General features: G+C 65.9%; 18 protein-coding genes. 12 read left to right on the top strand and 6 right to left on the bottom strand.

Features of this window, described 5'->3' with window-relative positions; all coding sequences use genetic code 11:
* The first annotated feature begins 9 nt into the window (after window positions 1-9).
* Entirely contained in the window at window positions 10-660 is a 651-nt protein-coding gene (locus EH199_RS13335; protein ID WP_190287265.1) for a GGDEF domain-containing protein, read from the top strand.
* 12 nt (window positions 661-672) lie between these two features.
* Here EH199_RS13335 and EH199_RS13340 read toward each other — a convergent pair whose 3' ends face one another.
* The gene (locus EH199_RS13340; protein WP_190287266.1) at window positions 673-2,433 is read right to left on the bottom strand and encodes a HAMP domain-containing methyl-accepting chemotaxis protein; all 1,761 of its coding nucleotides are present in this window, start codon (window positions 2,431-2,433) and stop codon (window positions 673-675) included.
* A 201-nt stretch (window positions 2,434-2,634) separates the two neighbouring features.
* Here EH199_RS13340 and EH199_RS13345 point away from each other — a divergent pair, with 201 nt between their 5' ends.
* The 5 genes from EH199_RS13345 to EH199_RS13365 all read left to right on the top strand — a co-directional run bounded on the left by EH199_RS13345 (window position 2,635) and on the right by EH199_RS13365 (window position 5,702).
* On the top strand, window positions 2,635-3,876 hold the full coding sequence (locus EH199_RS13345; protein ID WP_124809790.1) for a lipoprotein-releasing ABC transporter permease subunit: 1,242 nt from the start codon (window positions 2,635-2,637) through the stop codon (window positions 3,874-3,876).
* A 7-nt stretch (window positions 3,877-3,883) separates the two neighbouring features.
* Window positions 3,884-4,573: an ABC transporter ATP-binding protein gene (locus EH199_RS13350; RefSeq protein ID WP_124809791.1), complete on the top strand. Its 690-nt coding sequence runs from the start codon at window positions 3,884-3,886 to the stop codon at window positions 4,571-4,573.
* A 94-nt stretch (window positions 4,574-4,667) separates the two neighbouring features.
* On the top strand, window positions 4,668-4,934 hold the full coding sequence (locus EH199_RS13355) for a hypothetical protein (RefSeq protein WP_124809792.1): 267 nt from the start codon (window positions 4,668-4,670) through the stop codon (window positions 4,932-4,934).
* A gap of 46 nt (window positions 4,935-4,980) precedes the next feature.
* Window positions 4,981-5,217: a hypothetical protein gene (locus EH199_RS13360; RefSeq protein WP_223806658.1), complete on the top strand. Its 237-nt coding sequence runs from the start codon at window positions 4,981-4,983 to the stop codon at window positions 5,215-5,217.
* Window positions 5,214-5,702 (top strand): glutathione peroxidase, encoded by a 489-nt coding sequence (locus EH199_RS13365; RefSeq protein ID WP_124809793.1) that lies wholly within the window; start codon window positions 5,214-5,216, stop codon window positions 5,700-5,702. Before EH199_RS13360 ends, EH199_RS13365 begins: the two co-directional genes overlap by 4 nt.
* 153 nt (window positions 5,703-5,855) lie before the next feature.
* Here the strand turns inward: EH199_RS13365 and EH199_RS13370 are convergent, their stop codons facing one another.
* Window positions 5,856-7,028: a Yip1 family protein gene (locus EH199_RS13370; protein ID WP_124809794.1), complete on the bottom strand. Its 1,173-nt coding sequence runs from the start codon at window positions 7,026-7,028 to the stop codon at window positions 5,856-5,858.
* 186 nt (window positions 7,029-7,214) lie between these two features.
* On the opposite strand from EH199_RS13370, the gene dnaE reads away from it, so the two are divergent.
* Genes dnaE through EH199_RS13395 form a run of 5 tightly spaced genes read left to right on the top strand, consistent with a single transcriptional unit; the run spans window position 7,215 to window position 13,460 of the window.
* Window positions 7,215-10,805, top strand: a complete 3,591-nt coding sequence (gene dnaE, locus EH199_RS13375) for a DNA polymerase III subunit alpha (RefSeq protein WP_124809795.1) — start codon at window positions 7,215-7,217, stop codon at window positions 10,803-10,805.
* Between the two features lie 21 nt (window positions 10,806-10,826).
* Complete coding sequence (locus tag EH199_RS13380) at window positions 10,827-12,431, top strand: long-chain fatty acid--CoA ligase (RefSeq protein WP_223806659.1); 1,605 nt, start codon at window positions 10,827-10,829, stop codon at window positions 12,429-12,431.
* A gap of 3 nt (window positions 12,432-12,434) precedes the next feature.
* Window positions 12,435-12,848 (top strand): DUF1330 domain-containing protein, encoded by a 414-nt coding sequence (locus EH199_RS13385; RefSeq protein WP_124809796.1) that lies wholly within the window; start codon window positions 12,435-12,437, stop codon window positions 12,846-12,848.
* Window positions 12,849-12,852: 4 nt separating this feature from the next.
* On the top strand, window positions 12,853-13,173 hold the full coding sequence (locus tag EH199_RS13390) for a YbjQ family protein (RefSeq protein WP_124809797.1): 321 nt from the start codon (window positions 12,853-12,855) through the stop codon (window positions 13,171-13,173).
* Window positions 13,170-13,460, top strand: coding sequence for a hypothetical protein (locus EH199_RS13395; protein WP_124809798.1), 291 nt, complete (start codon window positions 13,170-13,172; stop codon window positions 13,458-13,460). The genes EH199_RS13390 and EH199_RS13395 overlap by 4 nt, the downstream gene beginning before the upstream one ends.
* Window positions 13,461-13,626: 166 nt before the next feature.
* Here the strand turns inward: EH199_RS13395 and EH199_RS13400 are convergent, their stop codons facing one another.
* The 4 genes from EH199_RS13400 to EH199_RS13415 form a co-directional block, all read right to left on the bottom strand.
* Window positions 13,627-14,706, bottom strand: a complete 1,080-nt coding sequence (locus EH199_RS13400; RefSeq protein ID WP_124809799.1) for a PA0069 family radical SAM protein — start codon at window positions 14,704-14,706, stop codon at window positions 13,627-13,629.
* Between the two features lie 64 nt (window positions 14,707-14,770).
* Window positions 14,771-15,298, bottom strand: a complete 528-nt coding sequence (moaB, locus tag EH199_RS13405; RefSeq protein WP_124809800.1) for a molybdenum cofactor biosynthesis protein B — start codon at window positions 15,296-15,298, stop codon at window positions 14,771-14,773.
* Entirely contained in the window at window positions 15,288-17,009 is a 1,722-nt protein-coding gene (locus tag EH199_RS13410) for a lytic transglycosylase domain-containing protein (RefSeq protein WP_124809829.1), read from the bottom strand. The genes moaB and EH199_RS13410 overlap by 11 nt, the downstream gene beginning before the upstream one ends.
* A 66-nt stretch (window positions 17,010-17,075) precedes the next feature.
* Window positions 17,076-17,855 carry a uracil-DNA glycosylase family protein gene (locus EH199_RS13415; RefSeq protein ID WP_124809801.1) on the bottom strand — a complete coding sequence of 260 codons (780 nt, stop codon included), beginning with the start codon at window positions 17,853-17,855 and terminating at the stop codon, window positions 17,076-17,078.
* Window positions 17,856-17,965: 110 nt separating this feature from the next.
* Between EH199_RS13415 and EH199_RS13420 the strand changes: the two genes are divergently transcribed.
* Window positions 17,966-19,615, top strand: coding sequence for an electron transfer flavoprotein-ubiquinone oxidoreductase (locus tag EH199_RS13420; RefSeq protein WP_124809802.1), 1,650 nt, complete (start codon window positions 17,966-17,968; stop codon window positions 19,613-19,615).
* Window positions 19,616-19,686 lie beyond the last annotated feature (71 nt).

Raw genomic sequence — 19,686 nt, forward strand, 5'->3', positions numbered from 1 at the left:
GAGGCCGGATTGCGCGCGCGCCACGCACCAGGCACACCGATCAGCGTGGAACACCTTGCCCTGACCAAGCTTGGCGAGCCGCGTTGGTTCGAAACGCATTTTCGTGCGGTGCCCGAAGACGGCGCGCTGATCTGCGCGACGCGCGACATTTCACAGCGCAAGCGGCTGGAAGCGGATCTTTCGATCGCCGCGCTGACCGATCCGCTGACCGGACTGTCGAACCGCCGGGCGTTCTTCGATCTGGCCGAACGGACCGTCGCCAGCGGCGTCATCGGTTGCATCGTGGTGTTCGACATCGACTATTTCAAAGCGGTCAACGACCGGTTTGGTCACGGGGCGGGCGACATGGTGCTGGCCTCGGTCGCGCAGGCGGCGCGGCGCGCGCTGCGCCAGACAGACCACATCGCGCGGATCGGCGGCGAGGAATTCGCGGTGATCCTGCCCGAAACCCGGATCGACCATGCCGAAAAGATCTGCGTCCGCCTGTGCAAGGAAATTTCGCGTTCGGCGGTGCCGGTGGGATCGATCATCGTGCGGGTAACGGTCAGCGCGGGGATCGCCGTGCTTGATGGCGATCTTTCGGACACGCTCTCGCGGGCCGATGCCGCGCTCTATCGGGCCAAGAGCGCGGGCCGCGATCGCACCGCGGTCGCCGCCTGATCCTGACGCCCGTCAGGCGGCAAGGCGCCGCGCGGGCGGGCTGCCGGGCAAGCCGGCGGGTCCGATATCGAACCGCCCGACCAGCTGGCGTAGCTGGTCAGCCTCGTTAGCCAGCATGCGCGCAGCGGCGTTGCACTCTTCGCCCATCGCGGCGTTCTGCTGCGTCACCCGGTCCATGCCGCCGATCGCACCGCTGATTTGCGCAAGGCGTTCGGCCTGTTCCTGCGCGGAGGTGGCGATCCGGCCGATGATCTCGCTGATCGCGAGGACCTTCGCCATGACCGTGTCGAACGCTTCGCCCGACCGGCCGACCAGCGTCACCCCTTCGCCCACCTGATCGGCGCACTGTTCGATCAGCGATTTGACCTGCTGCGCGGCGTCTGCGGAATTGGTGGCAAGGTTGCGCACTTCGTCGCTGACCACGGCGAACCCCTTGCCGGCTTCGCCCGCGCGCGCCGCTTCCACGCTGGCGTTGAGCGAAAGTAGGTGCGTCTGGTGGGCGAGACGATCGATGACTTCGGTGATCGGCACGATCTGCCGCGTGCTGCTGGCAATCCGGTCCATCGCGCCGACCGTTTCGGAAACGATGATGGTGTTGCCCTGCGCTTCGGCCTGCGCCGACGTCACGGTGGAGGCGGCCTCCTGCGCCGCGCCGGCGGTGTGCTGCACGGTATCGTTGAGGTCGCGCAGCGCCGTGGCGGTTTCCTGCAGGCTGTTGGCCTGGATCTCGGTGCGCTGGGCAAGCTCGGTGATGGCCGCGTTGATTTCCGAGGCGCTGTTCGAGACGCGCCCGATCGAGGCCATGACGGTGCTGATCGCTTCGGACATGGCGGCGGCGGCCAGGTTGTAGTCGTCGCGCAGCTGGACATAGGCTTCCGGAAATTCCTCGGCAATGCGATGGTTCAGCGCGCCGTCCTTCAGCCGGGCGAGCGCCGCCCCAAGGCTGCTGACGACGCGGCGCTGCACGGCCATTTCGCGCTCGGAATCCGCGCGTGCCTTTTCCTCCACGTAGTGCACGATGCTCTGGAGCGCGCGCGCCGTTTCGCCGAGTTCGTCCTTGCGCTGTTCGTGCGGGTTCTCGATGTCCATTTCACCCCGGCCCATCCGCTGCATCAGCGTGGTCATGCTGCCGATCGGCCGAACGATGCGGAAAATGACCATCGCGCAGAAGCCCACGACCAGCGCCAGCAGCAGCAGCGCCAGCACGCCGAGCAAGCGCATGGATTCGGAAAGGCTGGCGGTGGCCTTCTCGTTCAGGCGCTGGCCATAGCCGTTTGCAAGCGTCACCGTCCGGTCCACCGCCGCCCGGTGCGCGGCGTAGTGCGCGGAGAGGCGCTCGAACGATTGCTGCATCGCCGCCGTATCCCCTTGCCGTGCGGCGGGCAGGAAACGGCCCTGCAGTTCCTGCCAGAACCGCTGCGCCGGAGTGTGCGTCTCCACGGTGACGGCCCGTTTCACGACCGGATCGATATCGGATTCCAGCCAGTGCTGATGGCGATCGTCGTAGGCCGCTTTCAGCGCCGTGATGCGCCGGCTGGTGGCTTCGGCTCGCGACGGATCGCGCATCAGCATCGATGCTTCGAGATAGGGTTCGATGACATATTCGGGCGGTGGCAGGATGTCCGCCACCAGATCGGCCGCTTCGCGCGATTTGGTGTGCAACGGTCCACCGATGCGGATGTCGTTGATCCTCAGCGCGCTGATCGCGACGCTCGCCACCAGAATGAGGAGCATGGCGAGGCCTGCCGCGAAGACTGTCTTTCTGATGGTCATCGGTCTGTTCCCGAAAAGCTGCATGGTTCGTGGCTCAGTGCGCCCGGCGTGGCCAAAACGGGGTTACGGGGGCACTACGTAGCATCCCGGGCATGCCGTTATCGCCGGACGCGGCACGGGCGCGGAAAACGCCCCATTGCCCAAGGGCGCCGCCGCGCCTAAATCCCCTGCCGATATCGCTCGATCCAGGAAAGTTCCGGCTTGATCCTCAACACCTTCGAATGGACCATCGCCAAGCGCTACATGCTGCCGGGGCGAGGGGAGGCGTTCATCGCCCTGGTTGCCGGGATCAGCCTTGCCGCGGTGATGCTGGGCGTTGCCGCGCTCGTGATCGTCATGAGCGTGATGAACGGCTTCCGCGCGGAACTGCTGGACAAGATCGTGGGGCTGAACGGCCACGCGATCATCCAGGCCTACGGCGGACGGCTGGACGATTGGCAGGATATCCTGAAGCAGGTCCGCGCGACGCCCGGCGTCACGCGCGCCTCGCCGCTGATCGAACAACCCCTGCTGGCAACGTTCAACGGCCGGGTGGAAGCGATCCTGGTGCGCGGCAACACCGCCGAGGACATCAAGCGGCTGGAGGAAAAGCGCGTGGCCGGCTCGTTCGCCGCGCTGACGCCGGGATCGTCCAACGTGGCGATCGGATCGCGTCTGGCGGAGAATCTGGGCGCGCGGGTGGGCGATACCGTCACCGTGGTCAACCCGGCGGGCCGTTCGACGCCGTTCGGCACCGTGCCCCGCCAGATCGCCTATACCGTGTCCGCGATCTTCGAGATCGGCGTCTATGACTACGATCAGGCCTATGTCGTGATGCCGATCCCCGATGCGCAGACGCTGCTGCTGACCGGCGATACCATCGGCATGATCGAAGTAACCACGACCAACGCCGACACCGTCAACCAGACGCTCGCGCCGCTCAAGCAGCAACTGGCCGGCCGCGCCGTGGTGACGGACTGGATGACCATCAACGGCAGCCTGTTCAAGGCGCTGGCGGTGGAGCGCGTGACGATGTTCGTGGTGCTGTCGATCATCGTGCTGGTGGCGGTGTTCAACATCCTTTCGTCGCTGATCATGCTGGTGCGCGCGAAGACACGTGACATCGCGATCCTGCGCACGATGGGCGCCACGCGGCGCAGCCTGCTCAAGATATTCATGACTATCGGCTTCGTGATCGGCGCGCTGGGCACCATGGTTGGGCTGGGGCTGGGCTTCGTGTTCCTCTATTTCCGGCAATCGGTGGTCCATGCCGTCGAATGGATCACGGGGCAGAACCTGTGGGACCCTTCGATCCGCTTCCTCACCGAACTGCCCAGCCGCAGCGATCCGGTCGAAATCGTGGTGATCAGCGTGATGGCGCTGGTGCTGAGCTTCCTGGCGACGCTCTATCCGGCGATGAAGGCGGCCAGCACCGATCCGGTGCAGGTGCTGCGTTATGAATGATGTGACCATGAACCAGCCCGCCACGAACAAGCCTGTCGCCAGTTTGCGCAACCTGCGCCGCAGCTTTTCGCAAGGTGGCGAAACGATCGAGGTGCTGCGTGGCATCCATCTCGAGATTCGCCCCGGAGAGATCGTGGCGCTGCTTGGCCCTTCGGGTTCCGGCAAGTCCACCATGCTGCAGGCGATCGGGCTGCTGGAAGGCGGCTTCGAAGGCGTGATCGAGATCGCCGGCGTCGATGCCTCGAAGCTGTCCGGCGATGCCCGCACCACGCTGCGGCGGGATTCGCTGGGGTTCGTCTATCAGTTCCACCACTTGCTGCCCGATTTCAACGCGGTGGAGAACGTGGTGCTGCCGCAGCTCGTGGCGGGGAAGACCACCGGAGAAGCGCGGGCGCGGGCGGAGGAACTGCTGACCGCGCTCGGGTTGGGTCATCGCATGGAGCACCGGCCGAGCCAGCTGTCCGGGGGCGAACAGCAACGCGTGGCGGTGGCGCGGGCGCTGGCCAACCGTCCGGCGCTGGTGCTGGCGGACGAGCCGACGGGCAATCTGGATGAAGCCACCGCCGACCGGGTGCTGGAAGAGTTCCTGAAGCTGGTGCGCGGGCAGGGCAGCGCGGCGCTGGTGGCCACGCACAACGAACGCCTGGCCTTCCGTATGGACCGCGTGCTGCGGCTGCACGAAGGCATGCTCGAATAGGCGGCTGCGCCGCGTTCATGGCCAATTTGTAATGGCCGCTGGCGGGATACCCGGGCAGTTTCGCGCGTTCTCCTTGCATGAAGGAGATTGTTCAATGAACACGACTATCCGCGCGGAAACGGGATCAGATCGCCAGGGGTTCTGGACGGACCACGCCGTGGTCATGCGTCGTGAGGCGGCCGATGGCCTGTTCCACGGTTTTGCTGCGCTGCATTCGGGCAGCTTTGCCGACATGGTCCGGCTGGTTTCGCGCATGCCGGCCGATGAACGGGCGGCGCTGGTGATCGAAAAGGCCGGTGACCGGCAGTACAATCCGGCGGAAATCGCGGCTCTGGTCAGCCGGGCGGACTTCCCCGCTTGATCCATTCCGGTGGTCGTGCGACTCCTTCCGCAAACAGGAGGGAGAAATGATGGAATCGGTCGACCTGCAGGCGGAAGGCACGCTGCACGAACGCGACGATGGCGGGTCTGAGATGCAATACAATTTCAGCGTGGTCCAGAAAGGTCCGATCGCTGAATTGCTGCGCTCCGTTGTGGCGATGACCGCCGAACAGCGCGCCCGGCTGGTGCTCGACGTACCGGGCGGGCGATCGCTTAACGTCGGTGAAATGCTGGCGCTGGCGGAAAGGGAAGGCTTGTCATGACCGCGCCCCGGACCATCGCGGACTTTACGGCAAAGTTGCCCAACGGCGAAGAGATCAACCTTGCCGACAAGCTCGGCGCCGTCTTGCTGGTGGTGAACACCGCATCGAAATGCGGGTTCACGCCGCAATACGACGGGCTGGAGGCGCTATGGCGCAAGTATCGCGAACAGGGTTTCGAAATCCTTGCCTTTCCCTGCAACCAGTTCGGCGGGCAGGAACCGGGCACGGCGGAAGAGATCGAAAGCTTCTGCAAGGTCAATTTCGGCGTCAGCTTTCCACTGATGGCCAAGATCGACGTCAACGGCGACGATGCCACGCCGCTATACCAGTGGCTGAAGGCGGAGGCGCCCGGCGTGCTGGGCACGAAGGGGATCAAGTGGAACTTCACCAAGTTCCTCATCAACCGTGAGGGCAAGGTGGTGCGCCGCTATGCCCCCACCGACAAGCCGGAAGCGCTGGAAAAGGACATCGAGGCGTTGCTCTAGGCAGTTGTATCGCTTGCGGACGCTGGGCGCGCAAAGCCCACCCGGTTGCGACTAACGCCGCCTGAGGCGACGCAAGTCTCACTCCCCTCCCGCAAGCGGGAGGGGCCGGGGGTGAGCAGGCCCCAAAGGATGCGGTCCCCCTGCTTTAGGCGGTCATTGACCCGCCAGCCCCGCGAGCTTGCCGGCATCGATCGTCGCGACGGCCGCCTTCAACTGGTCGATGCTGTCCGCATCGCCTTCGGCCTCCACCATGAAGCGGTTGGCGATGGCGCGGCCGAACGAGCCGCTATGATCGGCGTTGTTCCACTTTTCGGACTGCATCTGCCCGTTGACGACGCCGGTTCGTTCATAGCCGTCGGCATCTTCCTTGCTCTGGCTGACGCCCATTGCCGCGCCAAGCCCGGCCAGCGCACCAACGGCGGACATATCGGTGATGCGCAGGGTGAAGCGCTTGTCGCCGGTTTCATAGGTGCCCGTGGCATTGCTGCCCAATCCACCCACCGCTCCGCTCTCCACGCCGGTGCGCTGGAACGGACCGATTGAGGCGGGAAGCAGGTCTTTCAGGGCATCGGGCGCCACGGCCTTTACCTCGCCCTTCGACTGCGCCTCCAACTGGTCGGCCGCGTGCTGGACCTTGTCGAGATCGACCTTGCCCACGCCCGGAATGCTGAGCGCGCCTGACACCTTGCCGCTGTCGGGTGCCGTGATCGCCGTGGTCGATCCCATCATGGTGAGAAACGCGCCGGAAACGCCCCCGATCACGAGGTACAGGACCACGGCGCAGGCGATCGTAACCGCCGTATATCCGGCGGCTTTGTCCTGTGGGACTTTCATCACTGGCGTTGCGCCGAGGTAATAGAGATAGAGGCTGTAGAGCCCGGCAAGGCCGAGCAGCCCCAGGCCGGGAAGGAGCTGGGCGGCGCCTGCAAGCCAGGCGGCGGTGGAACCATAGACCACCAGCTTGAACGCGGCGGTGCGGTTCGAGACACCGGAGAACTTCGGCGCCAGCCAGTCCGCGATCAGCGCCAGCACGATCACGCCGACAAGGCCGAGCACGTAAGTCGCCACGGCGCTGCCAAGACCGGCCACCAGCCCCGGTTTCCAGCTGAACCCCAGCGCGCCGTAACCGAATACCTGCCCGTGGACGAACGTCGCCAGCGGGCCGATAGCCGCCAGCGGGACGGCATAGCGGGTGATCAGGTCGTCCGGCGTTTCGGTGCTGGCCGCGATCCGGGGCCATTCGTTGGCGGGCTTGAGCAAGATCGCCTTGGCGCGCTCCACGATGCTGCGGTCGTCGGCCGGGGGCAGTTCGGGCGTGTCGGTCATTCCCGCGTCCTTTCCTATCGGGCGAAACTCACGCGACCTTTTTGACCTTCTTTGCCGCAGGATAGGCCCGGCAGCGTCGCAAACCAAGTGATGCGCGTCACGATGGCGGTGGCAGGGCGGATTTTTCGGTGGGAAGCGCGCGCGACGCTCTTGGTTAGGCGGCGAACGGGGGGCATATTCGGATCTATGCCTCACGCCCCGTTCGTTCCGCTTCGCATTTTCTCGTCCTACACCATGCTCGACGGCGCGATCGACCCGAAGATGATCGCCAAGACGGCGGCCGAGCGGGGCTTCCCGGCCATCGCCATTTCCGACCGCAACGGGCTCTATGGCAGCGTCGCCTTTGCCAAGGCGTGCAAGGACGTGGGCGTGCAGCCCGTGATCGGTACGATGCTCGCCGTGGCGCGGCCCGAACGGGAAGGGGCGGCGCCGGGGTTCGGCGCGCAGGCGCCGACGATCGACTGGCTTGGCCTCTATGCGCAGGATGCGGAAGGGTACGACAATCTGTGCCATCTCGTCAGCCGCGCGCATCTGGAACGGCCGCTGGAGTTCGCGCCGCATGTCGTGCTGGCGGACCTTGTGGGTCACACCGATGGCCTGCTGTGCCTGACGGCGGGTGGAGAAGGCGCGCTGACGCGGCTGCTGGCCGAAGGGCAGATGCCGGCGGCCCATGCCTATTGCGATCGGCTGCAGGAGCTGTTTCCCGACCGGCTCTACCTCGAACTCGTGCGGCGGGGGGACAAGGTGGAGGAAGCGGGCGAGGAAGCGCTGATCGAGATGGCCTATGCCCGCGATCTGCCGCTGATCGCCACCAATCCTGCCTGCTTCGCCGAGCGCACGTTCTACGCCGCGCACGATGCCATGCTGTGCATCGCCAGTTCGACGCATGTCGACAGCGCCGATCGCCCACGTTCCTCGCAGGAATGGTGGATCAAGCCGGCCGAGATCATGGAGCACTTGTTCTCCGACGTGCCCGAGGCGCTGGCGAACACGCTGGTGGTGGCGCAGCGCACCGCGTTCATGCCGCCCAAGCGCAAGCCGATCCTGCCCAGCTTGGCCGGCGACAAGGAAGGCGAAGCACGGATGTGCGCCGAGGATTCGCGCACCGGCCTGGTCGCGCGGTTGCAGCCGTACTACCCCGAAGCCTGCCATGCCGAGCTGGCGCAAGTACTGTGCACCGGGCCGGACGTGGAGCTGGCCGCCGGCGATTTTCCGCAGCTAGGGGAAGCGGGCGTGTTCGAGGAGGTGCTTGACTACCGCGCGCGGCTGGAGTTCGAGATCGGCATCATCAACCGCATGGGCTTTGGCGGTTACTTCCTGATCGTTGCCGACTTCATCAAGTGGGCCAAGGAACATTCGATTCCGGTGGGGCCGGGGCGCGGTTCCGGCGCTGGCTCGCTCGTCGCCTGGGCACTGACGATCACCGATCTCGATCCGATCCGGCTGGGGCTGCTGTTCGAACGCTTCCTCAATCCCGAGCGCGTTTCGATGCCGGACTTCGATATCGACTTCTGCGAAACGCGGCGCGGCGAAGTGATCCGCTACGTCCAGCAGAAGTACGGTGACGATCACGTTGCGCAGATCATCACCTTCGGCAAGCTGAAGGCCCGCGCGGTGCTGCGCGATACCGGCCGCATCCTGCAGATGAGCTATGGCCAGGTCGACCGGCTGTGCAAGATGGTGCCCAACCATCCGACCGACCCCTGGCCGCTGCCGCGTGCGCTGAACGGCGTGGCGGAGCTGAAGCGCGAGTATGACCGCGATCCCGAGGTCAAGCGGCTGATCGACCTTGCCATGCAGCTCGAAGGGCTGCCGCGCAACAGTTCCACCCATGCCGCCGGCGTGGTGATCGGCGACCGGCCGCTGGCGCAGCTCGTCCCGCTCTACCGCGATCCGCGTTCGGACATGCCGGTGACCCAGTTCGACATGAAGCATGTCGAGGATTCGGGGCTGGTGAAGTTCGACTTCCTGGGCCTCAAGACGCTGTCGGTGTTGCGCAAGGCGGTGGACCTGCTGGGCAAGCGCGGCATCGCGATCGACCTGTCCACGCTGCCGTGGGACGATGCCGATGTGTACCGGCTGCTCCAGTCCGGCGATACGGTGGGCGTGTTCCAGCTGGAATCGGAAGGGATGCGGCGCACGCTGGCGGCGGTGAAGCCGACCAACTTCGGCGACATCATCGCGCTCGTCTCACTCTACCGGCCCGGTCCGATGGACAACATCCCGCTGTTCGGGCGGCGCAAGAACGGGCTGGAGAGCATCGAATACCCGCACGAGAAGCTCGCCGGCATCCTCTCCGAAACCTACGGCATCTTCGTCTATCAGGAACAGGTCATGCAGGCCGCGCAGATCCTGGCCGGCTATTCGCTGGGCGATGCCGACCTGCTGCGCCGCGCCATGGGCAAGAAGGTGCAGGCGGAAATGGACGCCCAGCGCCAGCGCTTCGTCGATGGCTGCAAGGAGGTTTCGGCAATCGAGGCCGCCAAGGCCAACGAGCTGTTCGACTTGATCGACAAGTTCGCGGGCTATGGCTTCAACAAGTCGCACGCCGCCGCCTATGCGCTGCTCGCCTACCAGACGGCCTGGCTCAAGACGCACTACCCGCACGAATTCTACGCCGCATCGATGTGCTTCGACATGCACCAGTCGGAGAAGCTGGCCGTGTTCGTGGACGACATGCGACGCAACGGCGTGGCGCTGCATGGGCCGGACATCAACCATTCCGTTGCCGAATTCACCGTCGAGCGGACCGACGATGGCTATGCCGTGCGTTATGCGCTGGCGGGGCTGCGCAACGTGGGCGAAAAGGCGATGGAAGCGATTGTCGCCGAACGCGAGGCGAAAGGACCGTTCGAGACGCTGGACGACCTGTTCCGCCGTATTCCGGCGGGATCGATGAACCGGCGCCAGCTGGAAGCGCTGGCCGCCGGCGGCGCGTTGGATTGCCTGGAACCGAACCGCGCACAAGTGATCGCCAACGCCGAACTGCTGATGGCCGTGGCGGACGAGGCGGCGCGTTCTCGCTCCAGCGGGCAGGGTGGCCTGTTCGGGGGCGATGACCATGCCGTGCCGGCCACGCGCCTTGCCGATACGAAGCCGTGGAGCCGCGCGGACCAGATGGCGGCCGAACGCGAGAACTTCGGGTTCTATTTCGCCGCGCATCCGGTGGAGGAATACCGCGCGGTCGCTTCGGCCAACGGCGCGCGCACCTATGGCAGCCTGATGTCGGGCGGCGGCGAAGCGGGTGGACGCAGCGGCGCGGTGATGGCGGCGATGGTGGAGAACGTCCAGAAGCGCAAGACCAAGCGCGGCAAGGACTTCGTCATGGCCGATTTCTCCGACAGCAGCGGGCTGTTCTCCGCCTCGTGCTTCGAGGAGGCGCTGGTCGATTCCTTCGTGCAGTGGGCGCGCGACGGAACCTGCGTGCTGCTGAATGTCGAGCTGGACCGGCCCAATCCCGATGAGCCGCCGCGCGTAACGGTGCGTGGCGCGCGGCCGCTGTCCTCCGTCACCAGCGCGGCGCGGATGCAGTTGAAGCTTGATGTGACGAAGCCCGAGGCGATTTCGGAGCTGGCCATGCTGCTGCCGCGCGGCGGCGACGCGAAAGGCGAAGTGCTGGCGCGCCTGCGCACCGGAAGTCCGAAGGAGCCCCTTATCCGGCTGGGCGGTGATTTCCGGCTCGACAGCGAATTAATCGAACGGTTGATTCCCATCGAGGGGCTTGCCAATGTGGCGCTGACCGCGCGCGCGGAACGGCACTTGCGGCTGGTGGAATAGAACAACCGGGAGAGGAAAACGATGCAGCTTGGAGCCATGCAGGATTGGAAGCTGCGCGTTACCCATCTGCTCGATCATGCCGCGCGGGAACATGGCGCGCGCGAACTGGTCAGCCACTGGGCGGACGGAACGGAAAGCCGCACCACCTGGGCGGGCATTCGCCGCGATGCGCTGAAAATGACGCAGGCGCTGCAGCGGATCGGCATCCAGCCCGGCGATCGCATCGCTACGCTGGCGATGAACCATCACCGGCATCTTGTAACCTGGTATGGCGCGGTGGGTGCGGGCGGCATCCTGCACACGATCAACCCGCGGCTGTTCGACGACCAGCTGGAATATATCGTGGCCCACGCGGAAGACCGCGTCCTGCTGTTCGACAAGGCGTTCGCGCCGATCGTGGAGCGGATGAAGCCGCGCTGGCCGACGATCGAACGCTACGTCTGCTTCGATTCCGACGAGCCGGCTATCCATTTCGAGGACTGGATCGGCGCCGAAAACGGCCATGCCACCTGGGCCGACGGCGACGAGAACGATCCGTGCATGCTGTGCTACACCAGCGGCACCACCGGCAATCCCAAGGGCGTGCTCTACACGCACCGGTCCACGATGCTGCACGCGATCTCCTCGCTCCAGCCGGCGGTGTTCGGCATGGACGCGCGCACCGTGATGATGCCGATCGTGCCGATGTTCCACGCGGCCAGCTGGGGCCTGCCCTGGGCGGGTGCGGCGGCGGGCGCCAAGTTCGTCTATTCGGCGGTGAACGATGCTGCCGTGCTGTGCGATCTGTTTCGGCGCGAAAAGGTGACGGCATCGGCCGGCGTGCCGACGGTGTGGCTGGCCTTTCTCCAGGAAATAGACAGGTCCGGCATGGGCATGCCGCCCAGCCTGAAACAGGTCGTCTGCGGGGGGTCGGCCATGCCGTCCTCGATGATCGAACGCTTCATGGGCGAAGGCATCCGCGTGGCACACGCCTGGGGCATGACCGAAACCTCGCCCATCGGCACCACCGGCACCGAAACCTGGGACTGGGACGACCTGAACTTCGCCGAGCAGGTCGGCATCAAGGCGATGCAGGGCCGGGTGCCCTTTGGCGTCGAGATGCGCTGCGTCGATCTGGGCGATCCCGGTATCGTCCTGCCGCGCGACGGCAAGACCGCCGGCGCCTTGCAGGTTCGCGGTCCATGGGTGGTCAAGCGCTACTTCAAGGGCGAAAAGGAAGCCGTCGATACCGGCCAGTGGTTCGATACGGGCGACGTTGCGGTAATCCATCCCAACGGCACGCTGCAACTGACCGACCGAACCAAGGACGTCATCAAGTCGGGCGGCGAATGGATCAGCTCGGTCGAGCTGGAAAACGCCGCCGTCGGCCATCCCGCCGTGGCCGAAGCCGCCGCGATCGGCGTGTTCCATCCTAAGTGGGATGAACGGCCGCTGCTGGTCGTGGTGCGCAAGGCTGGCGTCGATGTCGGCTCCGATGATCTGCGCGCGTTCCTGGCCACCAAGGTCGCCAAGTGGTGGGTGCCCGACGACATCGTGTTCGTCGACGAGATACCGCACACCGGCACCGGCAAGATCAGCAAGAAGGACTTGCGCGACCAGTTTCGCGATTTCCAGTGGGCCGCCTGAGCCATGGACTACATCGATCCCGACCGCGCGAACTTCGATCGCTTCAAGGCGCTGCCGCGCGACACACCCATCCGGATGCTGAACCTTGTCCGCTTCAAGGACAAGGCGGCCTATCCCGAAGGGCATCCGCTGGCGGACAAGGGCTGGACGGGCGCGCAGGCCTATGCCGAATACCACCGCGCTATCGCGCCGGTGCTGGCCAGGGTGGGGGCAAGCATGGTCTGGGAAGGCGGCTTCGAATGCGTCGTCACCGGGCCTGAGGAATGGCCGTGGGATGCCACGTTCGTCATGGGCTATCCCGATGCGGCGGCGTTCCTCGCCATGGTGACGGACCCCGAATACAAGCCGGTCGTCGTCCATCGCCAGGCGGCGGTGCGGGACAGCCGTCTGGTGCGGTTTTCATCGACGAAAGGATAGGCGCATGATCGTGACCACGACGGAGAATGTGGCCGGGCGCCAAGTGCAGGAAGCGCTGGGCCAGGTGTTCGGCGTGGTCGTGCGCAGCCGGGGGCTGGGCGGCAATATCCTGGCCGGCTTGCGCTCGATCGTGGGCGGCGAGATCAAGGAATATTCGGCGCTGGTGGAGGACACCCGGCGGCACGCGATCGATCGGCTGGTGATGAACGCGCGGCTGATGGGCGCCGATGCCGTGGTGATGATGCGCTTCGATTCCGGATCGATCGGGCAGACGATGAACGAAGTCGTCGCCTATGGCACGGCGGTGAGGCTGAAACCGCAATGACGCGCACTGGCCGGATCGCCGCGCTGGTGCTGGCGGTCGCGATGGCCGGCGGCGGCGTGGCGCTGGAATGGAGCACCGGGGGCGGAGCCGGCCTGTTCGTGTTCGCCGCGCTGATCGTGATCGGCACCGTGTTCGACGCCGGGTATCGCGGGCGCAGGGGCTCCTCGCACGGCCAGTGGCAGCGCACCGGCGAGCGCGAGATCGATCACGAGACGGGCGCGATCATCGAGGTCTGGTACGATCCGCTGACCGGCGAACGGCGCTACGAACCGGCGGAACGGGCCTAATGACCCTAGAGAAGTCGATTATATCGCTTGCACACTCTTACCCTACGCGTTCGTCATTGCGAGCGTAGCGAAGCAATCCAGAGCGGCTTGAGCGTGACTCTGGATTGCTTCGTCGACTTTGTCTCCTCGCAATGACGATGGTGAGTTTGCAAAAAACCTAAACGCCCTAGAGAAGGCTGAGCTGCCCATCCACGCTGGGCGGGCGGAACGCCGAACAGTCGAGATCGATATCCACGCGGCCCATCCCCGCGCGCTTGCAGCCCAGGCGGAAGCGGGTACGGATCAGATCGGCCCACACCCCTTGCGGCTTCATCCGGGTAAAGAAACCGGGGTCGTTGTCTCGCCCGTCGCGCACCTCCTGCACGATGCCCATGACCTTGCCCGCGCGGTCCGGAAAGTGGACGGACAGCCATTCGCGAAACAGCGGCGCCACTTCGTGCGGCAAGCGCAGCATGATCCAGCTGGCCGACCGCACGCCCAGCGCGCCGGCGCGTTCGAGAATGCCTTCCATGAATTCATCGGTGATCGAAGGGATGACCGGCGCGACCGAGACATGCGCCGGCACACCGGCTTCCACCAGCCGGCCCAGCGCCGCCAGCCGCTTGGCGGGGGCCGAAGCGCGCGGTTCGAGCAGGCGCGACAAGTGCGGGTCGAGGCTGGTCACAGAGATGCTCACGGCGGTCAGCCGGTGGCGTGCCAGTTCGGCCAGCAGGTCCAGATCGTCCAGCACGCGGGCCGATTTCGTCGTGATCGTCACCGGATGGCGCGTTTCCAGGCAGACTTCCAGCACTTGCCGCGTGATGCGGTAGCGCGCCTCGATCGGCTGATAGGGATCGGTATTGGTCCCCATGGCCAGCGGCCGGGGACGGTATCCCAGCTTGGCGAATGTCTTGCGCAGAAGCTCGGCCGCCTGCGGTTTGGCGAACAGCCTGGTCTCGAAATCGAGGCCGGGGGACAGATCATGATAGGCGTGGGTCGGCCGCGCATAGCAATAGATGCAGCCGTGCTCGCATCCGGCATAGGCATTGAGCGAGCGGTCGAAGGCGATATCGGGCGATGTGTTGAACGTGACGATCGATTTCGGGTGCAGATCGATCACCGTGGTGCGCAGCTTGCCCGGCGCGCCGTCTATGCCCTCGCGCGCGTCAAGCCAGTCCCCGTCCTCCTCGCGCGTGGCCAGGCCGAAGCGCGTCGGCACGGCGCCCGATTGGGCGCCTCGGCCGTGGATGGGAGGGGGGCGGACCATCCCCTCAATTTAGAACATATAGGGAACGCGTTCAACCGCTAACGCAGCCTGCCGATCTGGGGACTCACACTTCCAGCAGGCGCGGCATCAGTTCCACGAAGTTGCAGGGGCGGTTCCGGCTGTCGAGCTGTTCGGCCAGGATGCCATCCCAACCGTCCTTCACCGCGCCATTGGAGCCGGGCAGGGCGAAGATGTAGGTTCCCCGGGCTACCACCGCGCAGGCGCGCGACTGGATCGTGCTGGTGCCGATGGTCTTGTAGCTGATCCATCGGAACAGTTCGCCGAAGCCGGGGATGTCGCGCGTCTTTACGCGGTCGAGCGCTTCGGGCGTCACGTCGCGGCCGGTCAGGCCCGTGCCGCCGGTGATGACCACCGCGTCTATCGCGCGATCGTCGATCCAGGCGTTCAGCCGGTCCGCGATGCGGGCGGCGTCGTCCTTTTCGATCGCGCGGGCGGCCAGAGCGTGGCCGGCCGCGGCGATGCGCCCGGCAAGGATATCGCCGGAGGTATCGTCTTCCGGCCCGCGCGTGTCGGACACGGTGAGCAGGGCGATGTTGATCGGCTTGAACGTCCGCGAGGGATCAATGGCCATTGTAGGCGACCCGCACGTTCTCCGCGCCCGCAAGGCCAGGGAACTTGGGCCACAGCCCTTGCACCAGCCCGATGCGGCTGTCGGAGGGGCCGCCGGCCTGCCGTTCGTACATCCAGTAGTTGCGCATGACGATGGCGACGTAGCCGCGCGTTTCCCAATAGGGGATCGATTCCATCCACAGCAGCGGATCGCCGCCATCATGGATTTCGGTGTTCCAGCGCGCGATCGGCAGCGGTCCAGCGTTGTACGCGGCCATGACCTTGGGCAGCAATCCGCCGGTCGCGCCGGAATCGCGCAACTGGGTGAGGTAGGTCTGGCCGAAGGCAAGGTTGACGTCGGGCTGATCGAGCTGGCGGTCGCGGCCCGCCATCGCCGGATCGTTCCGCGCCATGTCGCGCGCGGTGCCGGGCATCACCTGCATCAGCCCGCGCGCGCCAGCCGGGCTGGTGACGGCGGTGCGGAAGTTCGATTCCTGCAGCGAATGGGCAAAGACCAGCGCCGGATCGACCTTCCAGCCGTTGGCCGGCGCCCACTTCGGCGCGGGGAAGCGCGCGGCTTCGTCGGCCCGCGCGCCGGCCGGGGCGTTGTAGGCCATCCACAATTGCGTGGAGGGCAGGCCCAGATCGCGCGCGAGGCGCGACAGCGGGGCATAGAGGCCCGGATCACCTATCCGCGCCTGATAGCGCAGCACTTCGTCCGCCAGGCCATCGCGGCCGATCTCGGCGAGCTGCACGGCCAGACGCACGTTGTTGACCGCGCGCAGTTTCTGCCAGTCATCGTTGCTGAAATCGGGCGTGGTGGCGAGCTGGCCTTCGCGCAGCCCCAGCGCCTCGGCGGCCATCATGCCATAGAGCGTATCGCGGCTGCGGGCGGCGGCGCGCAACGCCGCTGTCACCTTTTCGGGCTTGCGGCAACGTAGCCACGCGCGGCTGGCCCAGTAATGCGCGGCCGAGGAGAGTTCCTGGTTCTGCGCCTGCCCGGCGGCTTTTTCGAAGCTATCGGCGGCGGCAAGGCAATCGTCCATGCGCCAGCTTGCAAGCCCTGCCGTCCACAGCGCCTCGGCAATCCACGGGCCGGAGCCTTCAACCGCGCTCAGCGAAACGGCGCGCGCGTCGGCATCCTGATTTTCGATGTAGAACGCCCAGCCGACCTTCTGGCGCCATTCGGCGCGCGCGTCGGACGATAGCGAGGCATCGATGCCGTCGAGCAGCACCTTGGCGCCCATCGGATCGTCGTTCTTGATCCGCAGCTGGATCGCGCTGGCGACCGAATCCGGCATCGTTCCATCGGCGATCGAGCGGGGGCGGATGCGCTTGGATACCGAAGGCATCGCGAAAAGCTGCTGCGTGCTGGGCAGCGGCACCGGCAAAGCGGTGGCGCCACGCTTGATCGCCAGCCGACCGATCTGTTCGGCCCATGGCAGTTCCGGCGCTTGCGCCAGAAGCTGGTTCAGCGAATCGAGTTCGATGCGCGGCGACGAGGCGGCGAGATAGAATTGCGCGCGGGCGACCGCATGGAGCGGGCCATCGGCGCGCTTGACGAACATCGACTGGACCGACGCCCAATCCTCGCGCTCGATCGCGCCGAACAGGTCACGGTAATACTGGCGGTCGTCCTGGCTCAGCAGCGAGGGAACGGCAGTTCGATCCGCGCGGCTGCGGAAATAGTCGACCGCCGCGCTGTTGGCGTGCGCGGGAGCCGTGCCCGCCATTGAGCCGGCCACCGCCGCCAATCCCAAAAGGGTTGCGCGGGTGAGGCGCCTGTTGATCACCAAGGTTCAGTCCCCGTCCGTCGTCCATTCAAGCCAGCGGCTCCAAATGCCCGCCTTGAGCGCCGGCCGCGCCAGCATTGCCTCAAGGTCATGGGCCGAAGCCGCCGGAACCCTGCCTCCGTCATGGTTAAACGAGTCCAAATTCGCAGCATTATTCGGTGAATCGTTGCCCATCAGCGTTGAAATGCCCGATCTCCCGAACACAAGCATCCTGCGCGGCGCTGCCAGGGTGACATGGTGCGCCAGAATGGCGCCCATTCCCGTTTCCGCCAGCCGCGCCCAGTCCGGCGCGGCGATTCGTGCCGGCAGCGCGGCCGCGATGTAGACCTGGGACCGGGAAAGGCCCATCGCCGCCAGCATGGCGTCAAGCAGCCGGCCCGAGCGCCCGGATAGAAGAGCCTCGCTATCGTCCTCTTCGGGCATCGCAACCAGCACCATCAGATCAGCCTGCACGGGCCCGGCAGGGGGCACGCGCGGCAGGCCGGCGGGAGCCAGCGACGGTTCCGAAAGCCACCACGACGGGAACTCCGCCAGCGTGGCCGGCCACTGATCGCGCGGGCCGCCGATGCGCGGAATTTCGGCCGCGGCTGGCGTTTCGGGCGCTTTCCGGGCCGGTGCCGGTCGAGCGCCTCCCTTTTCCGCCTGATCCCGCGCGTGGGCTTCGGCCAGCCAGTCCTGCGGATCATCGACGAAGGCGCAATCCACACCTGCGTCGCGCCACCAGTCGAAGGCGGCGGCAACGAGCGCTGGCGCCCGAGCACGAATATCCGCGATGCTTTCCGCCATCAGGTCTCTGCATTATTCCACGGGACAGTGCTTGCGGTCTTGACCTTGCACAAGCCAGCTTTCAAGGCACTAACACGTTCAGCGCGCAATTAAGAACACGGAGCAGGGGAATGAGCGAACGGGAATCGATGCCTTATGACGTCGTCATCGTCGGCGGCGGTCCGGCGGGGCTGGCGGCATCTATCCGCCTGAAGCAGATCAATCCCGAACTGTCCGTCTGCCTCCTGGAAAAAGGGTCGGAGATCGGCGCGCATATCCTGTCGGGCGCGGTGGTCGATCCGAAGGCGCTGGACGAACTGCTGCCTGAATGGCGCGAGCAAGGCTGCCCGATGGCGGAAGTGCCCGTTACCGACAACTGGCACTGGGTGCTGACCCGCACCGGCAAGATGGCGATCCCGCACTGGCCGATGCCGCCGTTCATGTCGAACCACGGCAACTATACCGGCAGCCTGGGCAACCTGTGCCGCTGGCTGGCCGAACAGGCCATGGAACTGGGCGTCGAAATCTTCCCCGGCTTCCCGGCGGCCGAAGTGCTGTTCGACGAGAACGGCGCGGTCATGGGCGTGGCCACCGGCGACATGGGCGTCGGCCGCGATGGCGAGAAGAAGGCGGACTACCAGCCCGGCATGGAATTGCACGCCAAGTACACCTTCTTTGCCGAAGGCGCGCGCGGGCACCTGACCAAGCGGCTCAAGCAGCACTTCGATCTGGAGCGGAACTGCGAACCGCAGGTCTATGGCATCGGCATCAAGGAACTGTGGGACATCGATCCCGAAAAGCACGTTCCGGGCCGCGTGCTGCACACGCAGGGCTGGCCGCTTTCGGAAAGCAACACCTGGGGCGGCGGGTTCCTCTATCATCAGGCGAACAACCAGGTCGCGCTCGGCTTCGTCACCGCGCTCGATTACGCCAATCCCTATGTCTATCCGTTCGAGGAATTCCAGCGCTGGAAGCAGCACCCGGAAATCCGCAAGATACTCGAGGGCGGCCGCCGCGTGTCCTATGGCGCGCGCGCGATCAACGAAGGCGGCTGGCAGTCCGTGCCGGAGCTGGCGTTCCCCGGCGGCGCGTTGATCGGCTGCTCGGCCGGCTTCGTCAACGTGCCGCGCATCAAGGGCAGCCACACCGCGATGAAAAGCGGGATGCTCGCGGCCGAAGCCGCCGCCGCCGCGATCGCGGCCGGGCGCGAGAAGGACGCGATGGCCGAATACGACGCGGCCGTGCGCGAAAGCTGGATCGCCACCGAACTGAAGAAGGTGCAGAACGCCCAGCCGCTCATCGCCAAGTTCGGCGGCGAACTCGGCACCGTGCTGGCCGGCACGGACATGTGGCTGCGCACGATTGCCGGTTTCGGCCTGTGGAAACCGCTCAAGCACCACAAGGATGCCGAAGCGACGCAGCGCGCCGATCTGTTCAAGCCGATCGCCTATCCCAAGCCCGATGGCGTGATCAGCTTCGACCGCCTGACCTCGGTTTCGTTCTCCTACACCAACCACGAGGAGGATCAGCCGTGCCACCTCGTGCTCAAGGACCCCACGGTGCCGACGCGGATCAATCTGCCGCTCTACGCCGGGCCGGAGCAGCGCTATTGCCCGGCGGGGGTCTATGAGTTCGTCGGCGTGGAGGAAGGCGAGCCGCGCCTGCAGATCAACGCGCAGAACTGCGTCCACTGCAAGACCTGCGACATCAAGGACGTGACCCAGAACATCGACTGGGTAACGCCCGAAGGCGGCGGCGGGCCGAACTACCCGAACATGTGATCGCTTGGGCGATACCGTGGAAAAAGGCGAGGCGTCGGGGTTGCTCCGGCGCTTCGCCCGTTTCAGGGAAG

The organism is Novosphingobium sp. LASN5T (genome assembly GCF_003856955.1).
In the GTDB taxonomy this organism is placed as follows: domain Bacteria; phylum Pseudomonadota; class Alphaproteobacteria; order Sphingomonadales; family Sphingomonadaceae; genus Novosphingobium.